Here is a 14,997-nt window from a genome sequence, read left to right as displayed (position 1 = left end):
TTTTACGCTTATAGTTAGCGCTTTCAAACTATGGTTTGTCATTTCTTAAGATGATAATTGTAATGGCATTTTTTGACAAATGTCATTTATAAAATTAAAAAATCAGAACACATATTTGTTCTGATTTTTGATGGCAATGATTAATCAATCGTATCCTCAATCTCCTGCTGAATTTGAGCGAGATCGGTATCAATAGTCCCTTTTGACAAAGACTGGGTAATGAGGTAGTCCGCTTTTTCCAGCAGATCATTATATTGCTTGAATTTAGGTTCTGGGATGGAAGTTTCAAGCATTTGATTGAGCGTATCCACCGTGAGTGCGGTTGAGCCAAAGCTGTCACCCTGTAAGATCTCTTTTGTGTCAGCGCTTTTCATAACTGACTTCAAAACAGACGCTCCCTGCGATTTCGCAAAAACTTCCTGCTGGGTTTCTTGATCCGCACAAAGCAGTTCTAAAAATTCCCAAGCTAATTCTGTCTGATTTGTTTTAGCCGACATGGCTAAAAGCGATGTGCTGGTTTGAGTCGTTGCTGTCACATCTGCGGCGCTTGGCATTTGCACACAAGTCCAAGTAAATGACGAATACTTAGACACATGATAAGGATAAGGTTTGTAGGTCCGATACTCAGCCAGAGTCATAGGCATAAAGGCAACATTGCCCTTGTCAAAATCCGTACTGGATACCGTGTAATTGCCATTTAAAGTATTTAGCTGACTCACCCAGTTTAGGATTTCCCGCATCTTCTCGTTGTTAAGATTGACTTCATCTCCAGCTTCATTAAACAGACTCAAACCATTCGCAGCAACCGCATTTTGCCAAGTATAGCCCACACTGCCATACTGATCAATAATGCCATCTCCGTCTGTATCTTTGGTTACCTTTTTACAAATTTCATAAAATTCTTCCAAGGTCCAGCCAGACTCGGGAATAGCAATATTCTCTTGCTTTAGCAGCTCGCTATTAATACACATCATGACGGGGTTGTTTTCAAATGGCAGAGCGTATTGATCATTTCTGTATTCTCCAGCCTTGAGACTGGAGCTATAAAAAATGGTCGTGTCTAAATCACGTTTCATCTTGCTGTTTAAACTAGCCAGAGCATTGGTAGAAGCCAAAAGATTGAAGTCATTTTCAGGCACCATAAAAACATCTGGCTGATCGCCTTCCACAATCTTGTCTGAAAGCCAGTTTGAATAATCTTCCTTGGAAATGCCGCTTTCATAGACGACTTTCACATTAGGATGTTCCTTTTCAAAACGCTTGATAACGTCATCAATAATCTGGCTGCCCTGGCCGCTAGGCACATCCCAACTGCTTCCGGTATAAACACCAACAGTCAGCACCTGCTGAGCAAAATAATGGCGATAAATCAGCCAGCCTAACCCGATTCCCAAAACAAACAGCAGCAACAGATAACGCTGTAGTTTGGAGCCAAATAATTTAATCTTCATCAGTATAATTCCTTGTGGTCACACCGGTTTGTACCGCCCAAATAGCTAACTGAGTGCGATCGCGCAGCTGCAATTTAGACAAAATGGTCGAAAGGTAATTGCGCACAGTCCCTTCAGACAAATAAAGTTTTGCTGCAATTTCTTTATTTGATAGGCCATTTCCAATCTGCTGAATAATCCGCCATTCTGCTTTTGAAATTGTTTCTGCTCCCTTTTGATTAACCTTAATAGTAGACTGAGGATGTGTCACTTGAGAGAAAAGCCGAAACACTCTGCTTGCAATATCAGGATTTAACATGGCATTCCCGCTATTTACCGTCAAAATAGCTTGATGTAAATCTTCCATCGAAATTCCTTTAAGAATGTATCCCGAAGCACCATATTGCAGAGCGCTGAAAATGAATTCATCATCATCAAAAGTCGTCAAAATAATCACTTTAATATCAGGATAGGAAGCCTTGACTGCTTTTGTGCAGACCACACCGTCCATATCAGGCATACGAATATCCATCAAGATAACATCAGCAGGATTGTCTTTCAAATAGTCTAATACCTCAAGACCATTGACACAAGAAGCTACCACCTCAATGTCTTCATAAGATGACAAAACAATCTTAATGGATTCTCGAATCAATTCTTGGTCATCAGCAATTATTACTTTTATCACGTTTCTTCTCCTTTTCGTTTAGGAATGATAATGGTTGTCTGAAAACCATCAGCACTGTCAAACTGAACCTGACCGCCTATAATAGCCAGACGTTCCTGCATTTGTGTTAAACCATAGCCATAGACCAAATTTTCACAGCCCACACCGTCATCATTGATGGTAATGACATAGTCAGTATCGCGGATATACATGCTAATTGCTACATGACTGGCATGACCATGACGAAGGGAATTGGTGATAGATTCTTGAATCACGCGAAAGATGATATCTTCTTTGGCAATGTCTAAATCCACCTGTTTCCATTGATAATCTAAGCTCACACTAAGCTTTGATAAATTTTCGTAGTCTGCAATCATTTTAAGCAGGGCTTCTTTCAGACTTCCGCGTTCTAAAGCTCCCGGGCGCAGTTTTTCCAAGGAACGGCGAACATCTTGAATCCCCTCACGAACCACACCCGAGATATTTTGCAGCTGTTTTTGTGCATGAGCTGGATCATGTTTAATCAGTACGGTCACAGCATCTATTCCTGCTGAAATTCCAGTTAAGGCGTGACCAAGAGTATCATGAATTTCTCTTGCAATCCGCTTACGCTCACGATCTTCAGCCATTTTTTCAGCCAGTGAAACATAGTTGGTCAACTCAGTATTCGCCCGATCAGCCATTCGCAGCTCTTCTTCAATCTTGTGGTTTTCTGACACCGAATACATGATGAAAGCTACTAGAGAAATAATAAAAACCACCATATTAATTAAGCTTAAAAAATTCTTGAAAAAAGTCAAGATAAACTTAAAAGATGTCGGTAGAAAGGCCAAATAAGCATCCAAAGACGGTAATTTAATAAGCATTGATAAAAGTTCAAAATTAGACAGCAAAAGCATGGTAAAGCTAGCCGAAATAAAAATAAACCAATAACGCTGCCGTTTGATCTTGTAAAAGTCAGTATAGCTATAAAAAATATCCAAAAAAACCAGCAGAATCAACCCATTATAAGAAAATTGCATGGAAGTCAAAAGCAAAAGCAGCAAGAGAACTTCCGCTACAGCCAGCCAGTCATTATGTTCTTTTAAATTCGCTGCTACATATTCTCGGCAATACATGATGATTAAAAGAAGGGCAAACAATGACAAGCTCAAACTAAAAATCGTAACCGGATTGTTGGGAATAGTTGTTAATTTTGACAAAAGCAAATGGCTCTGCCCTGTTTCAATGATATACTTGCTGGCAAACAAGTAAATAGATACATTGAAAATGACAGCCGCAATATTAATCCAAATCAGAACAAATTTGGACCAGCGGGCATAACGCCAATAAGAATATCCGCTCATCACTGCCACCCCGTTACATCATATTGGCCAATCGTATCTTTAGTAATCAATTCTACAGGAATCACAATTTTTGCGCGGCAAGACTGTCCTTTGGTTAATTGATAAGCGGATTTTATTGCTTCTTGTCCTATGCTATGAGGCGATTGAGCTACCGTAGCCTGAACATCGGTCGTTGTGGCAAGCAGACTTTTCATGTTAGGAGAGCCATCAATACCATAAACTAAGATATGATTGGTCAGCCCAGCCTCTTCGATAGCTGCCACTGCTCCCAGAGCCCCTTGATCATTTAAGGACATGACTGTATCAAAGATCACTCCTGATTTAATAACCTCCCGAACCGCTGGCAGTGCAAGCTCTGTTTGCCCTTGCACATCCACGCGTGAAACTACTTGATAAGCATCATTTTTAGCAACAGTATCTAAAAAGCCTCGGATACGGTCGCTTGCAGATTCCGTCGAACGGTGCTCCAAAAGCAATATTTTAGCCTTGTCTTTGTTTGCCATCAGATTTTGAGCACAAAGAACGCCTGCTTCGTAATTATCCGATAGGATTGTGGTATCAACAAAGTCTGCTTGATTCAACTGACTGTCAACCACTACTATCCGAATCCCTTTATGATGAGCTTTTTTGAGACTGCCAAGAAGAGCGGAACTGTCACTGTCAACAGGATTAATGATGATAACGTCTACACCTTCTTTGATAAAATAATTCACTTGCTCTGCCTGTTTGTTGGCATCCAAAGCTGGGTCCCTTGTGATGAGAAGGTCATTATTTTCCGTGACTTTTTGTTCAATTTCTTCATTGAGAATTTGATAAAATTCATTGTTCATGGTCATATAGGTTGCACCGATTTTGACCTGATTCGATAAAAGAGACATGCTTTGATATATTCTAAAGAGACCCAACACCAAGATTCCCAGCAGCAAAGCACCTGTTAGAAAGGGCAAATGAGCTTTAAGCTTTTTCATAAGCTCCCCTTTTCATCTATAATTTTTTCCAGCGCTTGAGCAATCCCATCATGATTGTGATCTGCAGTCACTCGGCCGATTCGTTTTTTGACTTCCTCAGGGCCATTGGCCATCACATAACCCTCACCGACAGCTTCCAGCATATCCAAGTCGTTAAAATTGTCGCCAAAAGCTATGGTATCAGCCATAGCAACCCCATAATGCTGCGCCAATGTTCTGACCGCCTGTCCTTTATGAATACCAGCAGCCATGATTTCAAGATAATAAGGCAAAGACCTTGCAATAGAAAGCTCGGGATAGAGCTGTTTGAGTTCTTCTTCCAAAACTGCTATCAGCTCTGGCTCCCCCATTAATAACAATTTATGAACCTCAGGAAGATGTCCTATCCGCTCTAAATCAGCCTCCTGAGACTGTAAACCAACCACCCTCTCTTCGCGGGCAATCCAAGTATTTTTTCTATCTTGAGACAGCCAAATTTCTCCACTGTAAACATTCCAAGCTATCTCTGCTCTCTCTGTTTCGACATATTGGCAGATAGCTCGAGCAAGCTGAGAAGACATAGGAGTAGAACCGATAACATTTCCCTGTATATCTTGTATAAAAGCTCCATTGTAAGAAATAATTGGTACAGCTGGCAAAAAATCCCCAATAATAGGCTTGATAGCTTCTGGCATACGAGCAGATACAGGTACAAATAAGATGCCTTTCCCCACTGCCTGACTCAGAATTTGGCGTGTTTTCTTACTTACCATCAAATCCTCATTAAGCAAAGTACCATCAATATCACTGAAAATAATCTTAACCATACCTATCCCCTTTATGTACGATTTTTCTAACTTACCTTTCAGTATAACATTTTTTGAAAGGGCTCTCAAACTTTCTAAAAATCCACTTAAAATAAAAAAGCGGCTGTAGCAGCAGCTTCTTATAATTCCATAGATTTCAAGGCATCTGCCAGCCTAGCAAAGTCTGCAATCGTCAGTGCCTCACCGCGAATAGATGGTTGCAGTTCTGCTATTTCCAAAGCCTTTTCCAACTTAGCCTTAATCTCTTCGGTCTTGCCAAAATGGCTGGTCAGATTGTTCCAAAGGGTCTTACGGCGATGAACAAAGGCAGCTTTGCACACACGGAAGAAGAAATCTTCGTCCTTTACTTGCACTAGCGGTTGCTCACGGCGGGTCATCTTGAGAATGGCCGAGTCTACATTAGGTGCTGGCACAAAAACTGTACGCGGTACGATGAAGGCTACCTTAGCCGTCATGTAATACTGCACAGCTATTGACAAGGAACCATAAGCCTTAGTATTGGGCTCAGCCGAGATACGGTCTGCTACCTCTTTTTGCATCATGACCACAAACTCCGCAAAAGGAATTTTACTCTCAATCAGGTGCATGAGGATAGGCGTCGTGATATAGTAAGGCAGGTTGGCCACCACCTTGATGGGCAGATCAGGATTGGCAAACTCCTTGATGCGAGTCTGCAAGTCCGACTTGAGAATATCCTCATTAACAACTTTGACATTGTCAAAATCGCGCAGGGTATCTGCCAAAATCGGAATGAGACGATCATCAATCTCAAAAGCCATGACCTCAGCCGCATTCTCCGCCAAAAACTCGGTCAAAGCACCGATACCAGGCCCAATTTCGATAACATTGACAGTCTTGTCAATCTCAGCTGTGTCCACAATCTTCTGCAAAATATTCGTGTCGGTCAAAAAGTTCTGACCAAATGATTTTTTAAAGGTAAACCCGTGACGCTCTAAGATAGCGCGGGTAACGGTTTTGTCTGCGATTTTCATAAAATCCTCTACTTCTCAATATTTATCCTTTAATCATATCGGAAATAATATTCGATGCTATTTGCGATATGACATCTATAGTAAATACACCTAATTTTTCAGTACGTGATTTGGTCTCTCTCCATATCTTTGGACTTCTTACAGAATCTAGAAACTGGTGACCATTATAAGTGAGACCGTTAATAAATCCCATTTGTAGTTCGTTATTTCCATACATAGGAGCCCATTTTAAAAAACCTGCTTCTTCAAGAAGGTTACAGTGATAGGTAATGGTTTTAATATCATACTTCTTCGCTCTATTGAATTTTTCGGGTGTTGAGAATGTAAATGGATTTGGATCCTGATGCAATTCCTCAACGTCCAATAAAATATCTCTAGCAACTTCTGGTTCAAATTTCATTAAATTTTCTCACTTTCGTAATTATTACTAGTAAACACTTATATATCTTAACCTTGTTTGCTAGTACCCTGTCATAATAAAGCAATTTTTCACTCTCTTATTGTAACACAAATAAAAAGCAGAGTCTGCCACTATTGACCTCTGCTTTGCCTTTATTCAATGATTTCCGTAAATTCTTCAACAGATTTTCTCACATGCGGATGACCTGCCTGCACTGCCTTTCCCACCGGCAGCATTAAAATAGGTTCCCAACCATTCGGCACGTCAATATAGGTTTTAATGGCATCAAAATTGACACCGCGCATAGGCACACTGTCATAGCCAAAAGCTCTCACTGCCTGCATGAGATTCATGGCAAAAAGGCCAACATCCAAACGTAAGCCCTCAATCTCCTTATCCTCGGGATGAAGGGCAAAGTACTGACCAATCCGCTCAGATCGGACAGCTGCCTCAGCTCTTGTAGCAAGACCTTTTTCCACATGAAATGCCTGCCACCAATCCAAATCATAGGCCTCTTTATCTCCAAATAAGAGAAACACTGCAGATGCTGTCTCAACCTGCGGCTGGTGGGCTGACAATTGCTTCAGCTCTTTTTGTTTTGCCTTATTTTTAACAACAACCACGCGCCAGGGCTGAAAATTGTTGCCAGACGGGGCATAGCTGGCATGCGCCAGCATTTCTCTGATAACTGCATTAGACATTTCTTCCTTAGCATCAAATTGACGAACTGAACGGCGTCCGTCTAAAAAATGTAAATAGTCATTCATGATTAGTCTCCTTACACTAGGATACAAAGCTGTTAAGCACTCCAAAAAAAATAGGGAACCCTTCTTGAATCATTAAAGATTCAAAGAAGGTGAGTTTTTTTCACAGGAGTGTAGGCGTGTTCATACTCTTTGAAAATCAATTAAGTTTTTTCAAGATAATTCCATTATAATAGGATTATCAAAAGAAAAACAGTAGGCACTTTTTTGTGACCTACTGAATCAGGAGAAATCATGCAAACAAAACCAAACTGGAATTGTGGTTTAACCCGCATCATGGACGCCCTTTCCGGCAAATGGGTATTACAGGTTTTTTGGAACATTTCTCAAAATGAACCCATACGCTTCAATCAATTGCAACGCGAGGTTAAAGGAATTACCAAAATCATGCTGACGCGTTCCTTGGACAGCCTGATTCAAAACGAACTCATTCTCAAAGAAGATTTCAAGACTTGGCCGCTTCATACCCAGTATTCCCTGACTAATAAAGGCAAGGAATTGTTAAATCTACTGATGTCTTTAAATGGCTGGGGTAAGGAAAATTTATAACATTTTACAAATAATCAAGTGCAGGAAATTTTTAACAAATTTGACACACTATTTTTTCTGTGTTAGACGAATGACTATTTGGAGATTTCAAAAACTATTAGGTTTGACTGCCTCAGCTTATCAGTGCCCTAACTGTTCAAACGGCAAACAAATTGACAAGAACAGAATTGATAAACTCATCCAAGACTAGGTAAAAAGAATGACTTGTATCGCCATTCTTTTTTACTTTTATTTGACATTCATTTAGTTAGCTCGTTTAAAAAAGGCTTTAATAGCTGGTTCATAAGCCTTTATTAGTTCAATATCCGACAGCCCTTGAGCTTCCTCTCCCCATATAGAATAGAGTGAACCAATCAAATACTTGGTCTGACTGCGGTTGCTGGGAGCTTCGTTTGTAGGGTAAGCGATGCCATTCCACATTTCTGGTTCCCAATAGTTCAAGGTATCTGATACTTCTTCCTCTAAATTTTCTTGTAAATCAGATAAATTTGTCTGCTTGGGAACACTGTAAAGGTAGTAGCTATTGGCATTAATAATATCGAATCCTGCCTGTTCCAGTTCCGTCAAGGTAGTCCTATTTTTACGCCGATAGCGATTCACTTCTTGATCCCAATCACTATTTTTATCATTGGCATCCCCGTTTAGACTCCAATAAATAATTTGAAGGTGCTCTCGTTTTAGGTTTGCTAAATCTTTTTTTAGCACCGTATCATTCCAAATTCTTGTTACAATGCCTTGCTTTGCCAAATGATTGCTCAGTGTATTGACATAGTGGACATAGGCTGGATTGCTAGCTTTCTGATCGTCATCAAATTCGTCGCCACCAATGACAAGAGCTTGCTGCCCTGCAAAAATTTTTGCTAATTCACCATATAGTTCTCTGGCAAAAGCTAGGCCCTCCTGTGTTTCGTAAGCCAATTGGTCCCCATCTAAAACTTGCTTTGCTATTTCGGAACGGTTGATACGTAAAAGCTGAGCTGCAGCTTCAAAATGACCTGGGGTGTCGAAATCCGGTATCAGTTTTATGCCTTTCTCATTGGCAAATTGTATTAACTTTGTCATTTCTTTTTTGGTTAAAAAAGGCTGATTGGTCTTTCGATTATAATGTATGCCGTCCCTGATTTCGCTCTGTTCTTCTGTCTGTCCTAAAGCTTCTAATTCTATGGCGACATTTTCATTATCGGATAGATGAAGCTGAATATAGGAGCCCCCATTTTCAGACACCTGATTTATCAATAATTTAATGGCCTGGGGACTATAAAATTTACGAGCAATATCCAAATTAACGCCGTTAGCAGCTGTTTTCAGCTGAGACCGATTCAAGTGAAAAACGGTTAAAAAAACCGCTAAGCTTCCCAGTAGCACCAAAAGGAAAAAAGCTCCAGTCCATTTTTTAATGTAAAACATACATTACTCCCTCTAAAAAAGGCTCATCTCACTCAATCGTACAATCACATTCAACTTTCTCATGGTAACTGTAATACCTAGTTGTTTTTCGAGATAGTTGGTGTTTAGTTTTTTCTTCTTGGCATCTCGCGGCAAATACATGTAAAGGCACTGACTGCACACAGCTCCTCATCGCCAAAATCCTGCTTCAACAGTTGGGCGATATTTCCATAAAATTACTTTCCGTACTCCTCCATACATTCCTCAACATCCGCCAAGGTCACACCAAAGAGTTCTAAGCGTTTCAATAGCTGTTTGCCGTTGGTATAACCTATGCGCAGTCTTTCGCCTAGGTACTCACGGCGTTTGCAGCTGTCTGATCCCATGGTGGTTATTTCATCATCGATCACCAACTTTATCAATTTTATTGGTCCAGACATAACCATCATAGCCTTTTGGTATCTGTTTCAAGTCAGTTAGGCTATCAAAACCTTCAGATTTTGACCCATTACCTAAAATCAGTTCAACTTTCGTATTGACACTGCGCATTCTTTCCATAAATTTATTTGGCCAGCCCCATAAAAAAGAGGCGTATTTTAAGGGAATTCTTAATTCAGTATTTTTAATATCATCGGGTAAATAGCCTGTAAAACCGGACACTTCGTAAAGAGCCAGTGCTCGTTTCATCCTATTTTTAGAAGATAGGCGCAGAGTTTTACTTTGCTTCCGCAAATAATCTGCTCCTTTGTCATTGGAACAAAAAATGGTTAAGAGCTTTCTTTCCTGCTCCGTCAGTTGGGATAATTTTTTCCAAACAGCCTCATAAGTCTCCATTTTCCCATCTTTTACCTCAATTAAGAATTCTTTCTTGGGAAATTTTTGCAGTACTTCATCCAAGCTTGGCATTAGCCCCACTCCTTTACCTCTGAAAGGATAGGTTTTGCCATTATCAGCCGTGTAACCATAACCAATATCCACTTTTTTGAGCTCCGATAGGGTGTAATCTTGAATTTCACCCGTTACATTTGTTCGATACTTGAGATTATTATCGTGAAAGAGAACCAAGTGGCCATCCTTACTCAATCTGACATCAAATTCAACTGCCTGAGCACCTTTATCAAATGCCGCCTGAATAGAAGCCAAAGTATTTTCCAGATAAGAATGCTCCGGCTTGTCAATGACAGCGGCAGTATTTGTCTCCATACCAACCTTAGACTCATCAAAAGTCTGTGCCATGCCCCTATGAGCAAGAAATACATAAGTATCAGCATTCTTTTTCACAAAGAGATTAGTATTATTCAGCCAAATGGCAAACATAAATGCCAATAGAATAACTAAGAACACACGCTTTCTTGACTTCTTACTCCTATTCAAAACGGGATATTTCTTATTAAATATCATGACGTTTCCTTTCAAAAAAGATACTTTCATTATTTTCACTCACGTATCAATTCTGACAATATCCGTCAGCGCCTTATTTCGGTAAATCAAGTCTTCTCTCACGGTGAAGCCGCACTTTTCCCAGAAGGCATTTCCTGCCTGATTGCGGTCAAAAACAACCAGAGCTGCCTTGTGAATTCCCTCCTTCTGAAGCGCAGCAAGTCCTTGGTCAACCAGCTGCTGACCAATTCCGCGATGTCTGAAATCTGGGTGAACCGCCGTATGATAAATATAGCCACGCCTGCCATCATGCCCTGCCAGAAGAACACCAACAATCGTATCTTTCTCAACAGCTACTAAGCAAGTTGTTGGATTGCGCTTAAGAAAAACAGCAATCCCTTCTCTCGAATCATCCAGATTATTCAGCCCCATCCCTTTGCAAGACATCCATAACTGGTAAACCGCGTCGTAATCAGAAATCGTCATCTCTCTAATCATGTGGTTCCTCCTATACCATTGTTGAATAAATACTGTACACTTATTTCTTTCCAATTTTAAAAAGGCAAGTTTTCATCATCAATATTCAAAGATGAAACAGACTTTGGAAACTTATTTTCATAAAAATCAATCAAAAACAACCCAAATGTTGCACAGGCATTCACTACAAAATAAGCGTATAAAGGTTGGTCAATCAAATATTTTTCTGACGCTTGTCCATGGTGCAATGTCTTATCGCTTCTCAAATCTTCAATTGCTTTTGAAACTGTTATTAAAGAACTACCAATTGCTTTCATTTCATCAGGCATTTTAGGGCTACCAGGATTAAGCTGAAATACTTTCAAAATTTGTCTAACCAAATTTTTGTTTTTTTCCGAGTACTCTATATCTTCAAAACGTTTATCTGATAAGATTTCTTTGATTATACTTTCTAAAACAGAATTTGCATAACCTACTGCTTCTTGTGGATCTGCTTCAATATTTTGAAATGCTTTCTCAAAACTTTTAGCGGCATTTTTATAATCAGATTTGAGCTTGTTCCTAAAAGTTGGAATTGAAGGAATAAAGTCAGGTGTCTCAATACCTAAATCTATAGCCATTTTTAATAGCAGTTCAGAATCTTCCTTTGCAATATAACTCAATGTTTTAAATAGATCAATGATATCTCCGTAAAGCGGGTCAGACAAACGGTAAATATAAAAATTCGAATTAAAATTATCATAATCTATTTGCCAAAAGAGCAAGTATTGCTCAACTTCATCATAACTTTTATATTTGTTTAAAAGCTCTTCTCGGACTTTGTTAACTAAATCCATTCTATAAACTGGCGATATTTCCATAAAATTACTTTCCGTACTCCTCCATCACTTCTTCCACCTCTGCCTTAGTCACACCAAAGAGTTCTAAGCGTTTCAATAGCTGTTTGCCGTTGGTATAGCCTATGCGCAGCTTTTCGCCCAAGTACTCGCGGCGTTTGCGGCTGTCAGTTCCCATGAGGAGACCGAGGCGCATAAGGTCTGATTTGGTGATATCAAAGCGATTGTCGTCATCATAGCTGCCAACAACACCTGCCAAGGCTTTTTGCAAATCGTCAAAGCTGGCATGTTCGACGCCCAGCGAACGGCCTTTAGTCTTAGACTTGGGCTTGGCTTCGTTACGGTTGAGAAAAGCATGCTTGACGTTTGGAATGGCATTCATGATAATTTTACGAATGCGTTCACCATTATAATCGGGGTCGGTAAAGACGATCACGCCACGCAGGTCATTGAGTTTTTCAATGCGCTCAAGGTCATCGTCAGTGATGGCAGAGCCTCTGGTTTCATAAGTGTCTACGTCATAGAAACGACGGAGATTGGCGGTGTCGTCCTTGCCTTCGACGACGAGGACTTCTTGTATTTTGATTTTTTCTGTCATAAATTCTTTTTTTTGACAGCTTGCCTGAGGTAGCATGGACGCAAGCAAACCTTCGGTTTCATTGCTAAACTTCAAGTCTAAGGTCTTGAAGTTTCCATCGTCCTCTAACAACTGTTTGTTAGAGGACTTTTGCTACGGCGGCAGCTGTCCTATCGAACGACCTTCGGTCGCATTCTCTTCTCCAATGTTTTTTAGCATCATGGTTCACAGCGGAAACTATCGGTTTAAGCGACCGTAGGTCGCTATTCCTCTAACCTAGTCTTTCAATCCAAATACCCGCATGGCATTGTCATAAGTTGCTTTTGCGACTTCTTCTGTTGTGAGACCGCGGAGTTCTGCGATTTTGTCAACGACGTAGCGGGTATAGGCGGTGCGATTTTCACGGCCGCGTTTGGGGACTGGGGCTAGGTAAGGTGCGTCGGTTTCGACGAGGATTTTATCCAGTGGCAAATGCTGCGCTGCTTCTTGGACATCCAGAGCCTTTTTAAAGGTGACCACGCCAGAAAATGAAATGGTCATGCCCAAATCAACAAAGCGCTCAGCCATTTCCAAAGAACCTGAATAAGAGTGCATAATACCACCACACGGACCAACACCAGCCTCCTTAATGACTTGGTAAGTGTCTTCGAGGGCGTCACGGGTGTGAACGACGAAGGGCAGATCGTGATCTTTAGACAGCTGGATCTGACGCTTGAAGACCTCAATCTGTAGCTCCTTAGGATCTTCCATCCAGTGGTAATCCAAGCCAATCTCGCCCAGAGCAATCACTTTTGGATCGTGCAGGTGGCTGACAATCCTGTCCTCCACTTCCTGCGTGTAAGAACCGGCCTCGGTCGGGTGCCAGCCAATAGTGGCGTAGAGTTCCGGATAGAGCTCTGTCAATTCAAGGGCGCGCTTGATGGTGGGCGCGTCAAAACCAACGATGTTGTGGCGGGTGACGCCTAGCTCCTTAGCAAGTGCTAGTTCCTCATCCTCGCGGCCGGCAAAATTGTCAATGTTTAAATGCGTATGGGTGTCAAATATTTGTAACATGCTAACATTATAACATAGGCTAACTAAAATTTAGTTCACTTTTTATTTGCTCAACGAGATCAAAAATCATATAATATGTATACAAACTATTTGTGTACATATTATATAAAAAGGGAATATCAAATGGAACTAAATGAATCCTTAGGCTATCTTTTAAACATAAGCGCAAAACTTATCAAAAGGAATCTTGACCTATTGCTTAAAGACTACAATCTCACTTCATCTCAATGGGCTGTTCTAAAATTATTAAGTTCTGAAAATGACTTATCACAAGCAGAAATTGCGGAAAAAACCAACACTGACCGTGCTACCTGCGGAGCTATTATTGATAAATTAATTGCAAAGCAAATGATCTATAAGTCATTATCGCCAACTGATCGTAGAAGTTATATTGTCAGCATTACATCAGATACAGATAAGCTAGTAAATCATATCTCACATTTAGCAGAGCAAACCAATCAGCAAGCCTTGCAAGGATTTTCAGCCAATGAAGAAAAACAATTAGTTACTTTTTTACATAGCATTATTAAAAATCTGGAAAAATTATAGGAGGGGTTAGATGTTATTAACGACAATCTTAGTACTTGTTTTTGGGCTTATTGAAATTATTGCAAATGGATTTTTTCTATTTCTTCTCTTTAAGCATAATAATTTGGAAATCGCTCAAAAATTTCACGGAGATTTACCTAAAACTGCCAGAAAATCTATTTGGAAATTTAAAATTCTAAGCTCATTTTTACTTGGTATTGTAGCACTGGTTGGCGCCCTTTTATTAGGCTTTCATCAAATCAGCCTTGGTTTATTCATCTGTCATCTATTCGCAATCGGCATGCTTTTACTGTGTCTCTTTCAATTTTATTGCTATGGTAAAGATTTTCTGCCTGCTCGACTAAGTCCTTTGTTTGCTTTATTGATTCTTGTACTTGTGCTTCTACATCCTTAAAGTATTAATTCTTAATTTATGAAGGGAGTGGGACAAACCACGATGATTGCTGTGCAATCACCCACAGAAGAGTGTAATCGTGAAGATTACGTATAAAAGAAAATATCCAGTGGATGTTTTCTTCATGAGCTTAAAAACAAAAAAGCGAAGCGGATTTCATAGAAATTGATTTCTCAGCAAGCCCTAATTTTTACTTGCTGATCTGAAACAGTCCACTGGACTGTTTTTGACATTTGCTTCGAAAGTTTCATTTCCCGATTTAAAAGGTCTCCCAGACCTTTTAAACCCACCTCGCACAAAATTGATTAGGGATTGATATGAACTAATACTCTTTGAAAATCAAAACTAAACGTCGTTGACTTCAGCTTGCCGTACGCCAGTAATCCCTGCGCTTTGTCGCCTAGTCTATTTTTGATTTTCTTT

17 protein-coding genes and 2 pseudogenes are annotated in these 14,997 nt (G+C 40.1%); 3 read left to right on the top strand and 16 right to left on the bottom strand.

The window, feature by feature from the left end; genetic code table 11:
- Window positions 1–140 precede the first annotated feature (140 nt).
- The 8 genes from ACVRZ8_RS07860 to ACVRZ8_RS07825 all read right to left on the bottom strand — a co-directional run bounded on the left by ACVRZ8_RS07860 (window position 141) and on the right by ACVRZ8_RS07825 (window position 7,376).
- Complete coding sequence (locus tag ACVRZ8_RS07860) at window positions 141–1,451, bottom strand: ABC transporter substrate-binding protein (RefSeq protein ID WP_447448764.1); 1,311 nt, start codon at window positions 1,449–1,451, stop codon at window positions 141–143.
- Window positions 1,441–2,118 carry a response regulator gene (locus ACVRZ8_RS07855; protein WP_447448763.1) on the bottom strand — a complete coding sequence of 226 codons (678 nt, stop codon included), beginning with the start codon at window positions 2,116–2,118 and terminating at the stop codon, window positions 1,441–1,443. Before ACVRZ8_RS07855 ends, ACVRZ8_RS07860 begins: the two co-directional genes overlap by 11 nt.
- Window positions 2,115–3,443, bottom strand: coding sequence for a sensor histidine kinase (locus ACVRZ8_RS07850; protein WP_447448762.1), 1,329 nt, complete (start codon window positions 3,441–3,443; stop codon window positions 2,115–2,117). Before ACVRZ8_RS07850 ends, ACVRZ8_RS07855 begins: the two co-directional genes overlap by 4 nt.
- Window positions 3,443–4,411: a sugar ABC transporter substrate-binding protein gene (locus tag ACVRZ8_RS07845; RefSeq protein WP_447448761.1), complete on the bottom strand. Its 969-nt coding sequence runs from the start codon at window positions 4,409–4,411 to the stop codon at window positions 3,443–3,445. Before ACVRZ8_RS07845 ends, ACVRZ8_RS07850 begins: the two co-directional genes overlap by 1 nt.
- Window positions 4,408–5,217 (bottom strand): Cof-type HAD-IIB family hydrolase, encoded by an 810-nt coding sequence (locus ACVRZ8_RS07840; protein ID WP_447448760.1) that lies wholly within the window; start codon window positions 5,215–5,217, stop codon window positions 4,408–4,410. Before ACVRZ8_RS07840 ends, ACVRZ8_RS07845 begins: the two co-directional genes overlap by 4 nt.
- Before the next feature lie 119 nt (window positions 5,218–5,336).
- Window positions 5,337–6,209 (bottom strand): 16S rRNA (adenine(1518)-N(6)/adenine(1519)-N(6))-dimethyltransferase RsmA, encoded by an 873-nt coding sequence (gene rsmA / locus ACVRZ8_RS07835; protein WP_447448759.1) that lies wholly within the window; start codon window positions 6,207–6,209, stop codon window positions 5,337–5,339.
- A 22-nt stretch (window positions 6,210–6,231) separates the two neighbouring features.
- The gene (locus ACVRZ8_RS07830; RefSeq protein WP_447448758.1) at window positions 6,232–6,609 is read right to left on the bottom strand and encodes a DUF2513 domain-containing protein; all 378 of its coding nucleotides are present in this window, start codon (window positions 6,607–6,609) and stop codon (window positions 6,232–6,234) included.
- 152 nt (window positions 6,610–6,761) lie between these two features.
- Window positions 6,762–7,376, bottom strand: a complete 615-nt coding sequence (locus ACVRZ8_RS07825; protein ID WP_447448757.1) for a nitroreductase family protein — start codon at window positions 7,374–7,376, stop codon at window positions 6,762–6,764.
- 231 nt (window positions 7,377–7,607) lie between these two features.
- Between ACVRZ8_RS07825 and ACVRZ8_RS07820 the strand changes: the two genes are divergently transcribed.
- Complete coding sequence (locus ACVRZ8_RS07820; RefSeq protein ID WP_447448756.1) at window positions 7,608–7,922, top strand: winged helix-turn-helix transcriptional regulator; 315 nt, start codon at window positions 7,608–7,610, stop codon at window positions 7,920–7,922.
- A gap of 243 nt (window positions 7,923–8,165) precedes the next feature.
- Here ACVRZ8_RS07820 and ACVRZ8_RS07815 read toward each other — a convergent pair whose 3' ends face one another.
- The 8 genes and pseudogenes from ACVRZ8_RS07815 to ACVRZ8_RS07780 all read right to left on the bottom strand — a co-directional run bounded on the left by ACVRZ8_RS07815 (window position 8,166) and on the right by ACVRZ8_RS07780 (window position 13,631).
- Window positions 8,166–9,329 carry a family 20 glycosylhydrolase gene (locus ACVRZ8_RS07815; protein WP_447448755.1) on the bottom strand — a complete coding sequence of 388 codons (1,164 nt, stop codon included), beginning with the start codon at window positions 9,327–9,329 and terminating at the stop codon, window positions 8,166–8,168.
- A gap of 12 nt (window positions 9,330–9,341) precedes the next feature.
- A pseudogene (locus ACVRZ8_RS07810) lies at window positions 9,342–9,523 on the bottom strand (DUF1697 domain-containing protein); the annotation flags it as partial.
- A gap of 21 nt (window positions 9,524–9,544) precedes the next feature.
- A pseudogene (locus ACVRZ8_RS07805) lies at window positions 9,545–9,694 on the bottom strand (DUF4093 domain-containing protein); the annotation flags it as partial.
- 13 nt (window positions 9,695–9,707) lie between these two features.
- Window positions 9,708–10,709, bottom strand: a complete 1,002-nt coding sequence (locus ACVRZ8_RS07800) for a glycerophosphodiester phosphodiesterase family protein (protein WP_447448754.1) — start codon at window positions 10,707–10,709, stop codon at window positions 9,708–9,710.
- Between the two features lie 39 nt (window positions 10,710–10,748).
- Window positions 10,749–11,186 carry a GNAT family N-acetyltransferase gene (locus ACVRZ8_RS07795; RefSeq protein WP_447448753.1) on the bottom strand — a complete coding sequence of 146 codons (438 nt, stop codon included), beginning with the start codon at window positions 11,184–11,186 and terminating at the stop codon, window positions 10,749–10,751.
- Between the two features lie 56 nt (window positions 11,187–11,242).
- Window positions 11,243–12,025, bottom strand: a complete 783-nt coding sequence (locus ACVRZ8_RS07790) for an abortive infection family protein (RefSeq protein ID WP_447448752.1) — start codon at window positions 12,023–12,025, stop codon at window positions 11,243–11,245.
- 4 nt (window positions 12,026–12,029) lie between these two features.
- On the bottom strand, window positions 12,030–12,599 hold the full coding sequence (gene rnmV / locus ACVRZ8_RS07785) for a ribonuclease M5 (RefSeq protein WP_447448751.1): 570 nt from the start codon (window positions 12,597–12,599) through the stop codon (window positions 12,030–12,032).
- A gap of 255 nt (window positions 12,600–12,854) precedes the next feature.
- Window positions 12,855–13,631, bottom strand: a complete 777-nt coding sequence (locus tag ACVRZ8_RS07780; protein ID WP_447448750.1) for a TatD family hydrolase — start codon at window positions 13,629–13,631, stop codon at window positions 12,855–12,857.
- A gap of 123 nt (window positions 13,632–13,754) precedes the next feature.
- Between ACVRZ8_RS07780 and ACVRZ8_RS07775 the strand changes: the two genes are divergently transcribed.
- Both ACVRZ8_RS07775 and ACVRZ8_RS07770 read left to right on the top strand, forming a co-directional pair.
- Entirely contained in the window at window positions 13,755–14,180 is a 426-nt protein-coding gene (locus ACVRZ8_RS07775; protein ID WP_447448749.1) for a MarR family winged helix-turn-helix transcriptional regulator, read from the top strand.
- Between the two features lie 10 nt (window positions 14,181–14,190).
- Window positions 14,191–14,574 (top strand): hypothetical protein, encoded by a 384-nt coding sequence (locus tag ACVRZ8_RS07770; protein ID WP_447448748.1) that lies wholly within the window; start codon window positions 14,191–14,193, stop codon window positions 14,572–14,574.
- Window positions 14,575–14,997 lie beyond the last annotated feature (423 nt).

This window comes from Streptococcus dentiloxodontae (assembly GCF_053206925.1).
This window is presented reverse-complemented; position numbering and strand designations above follow the sequence as displayed.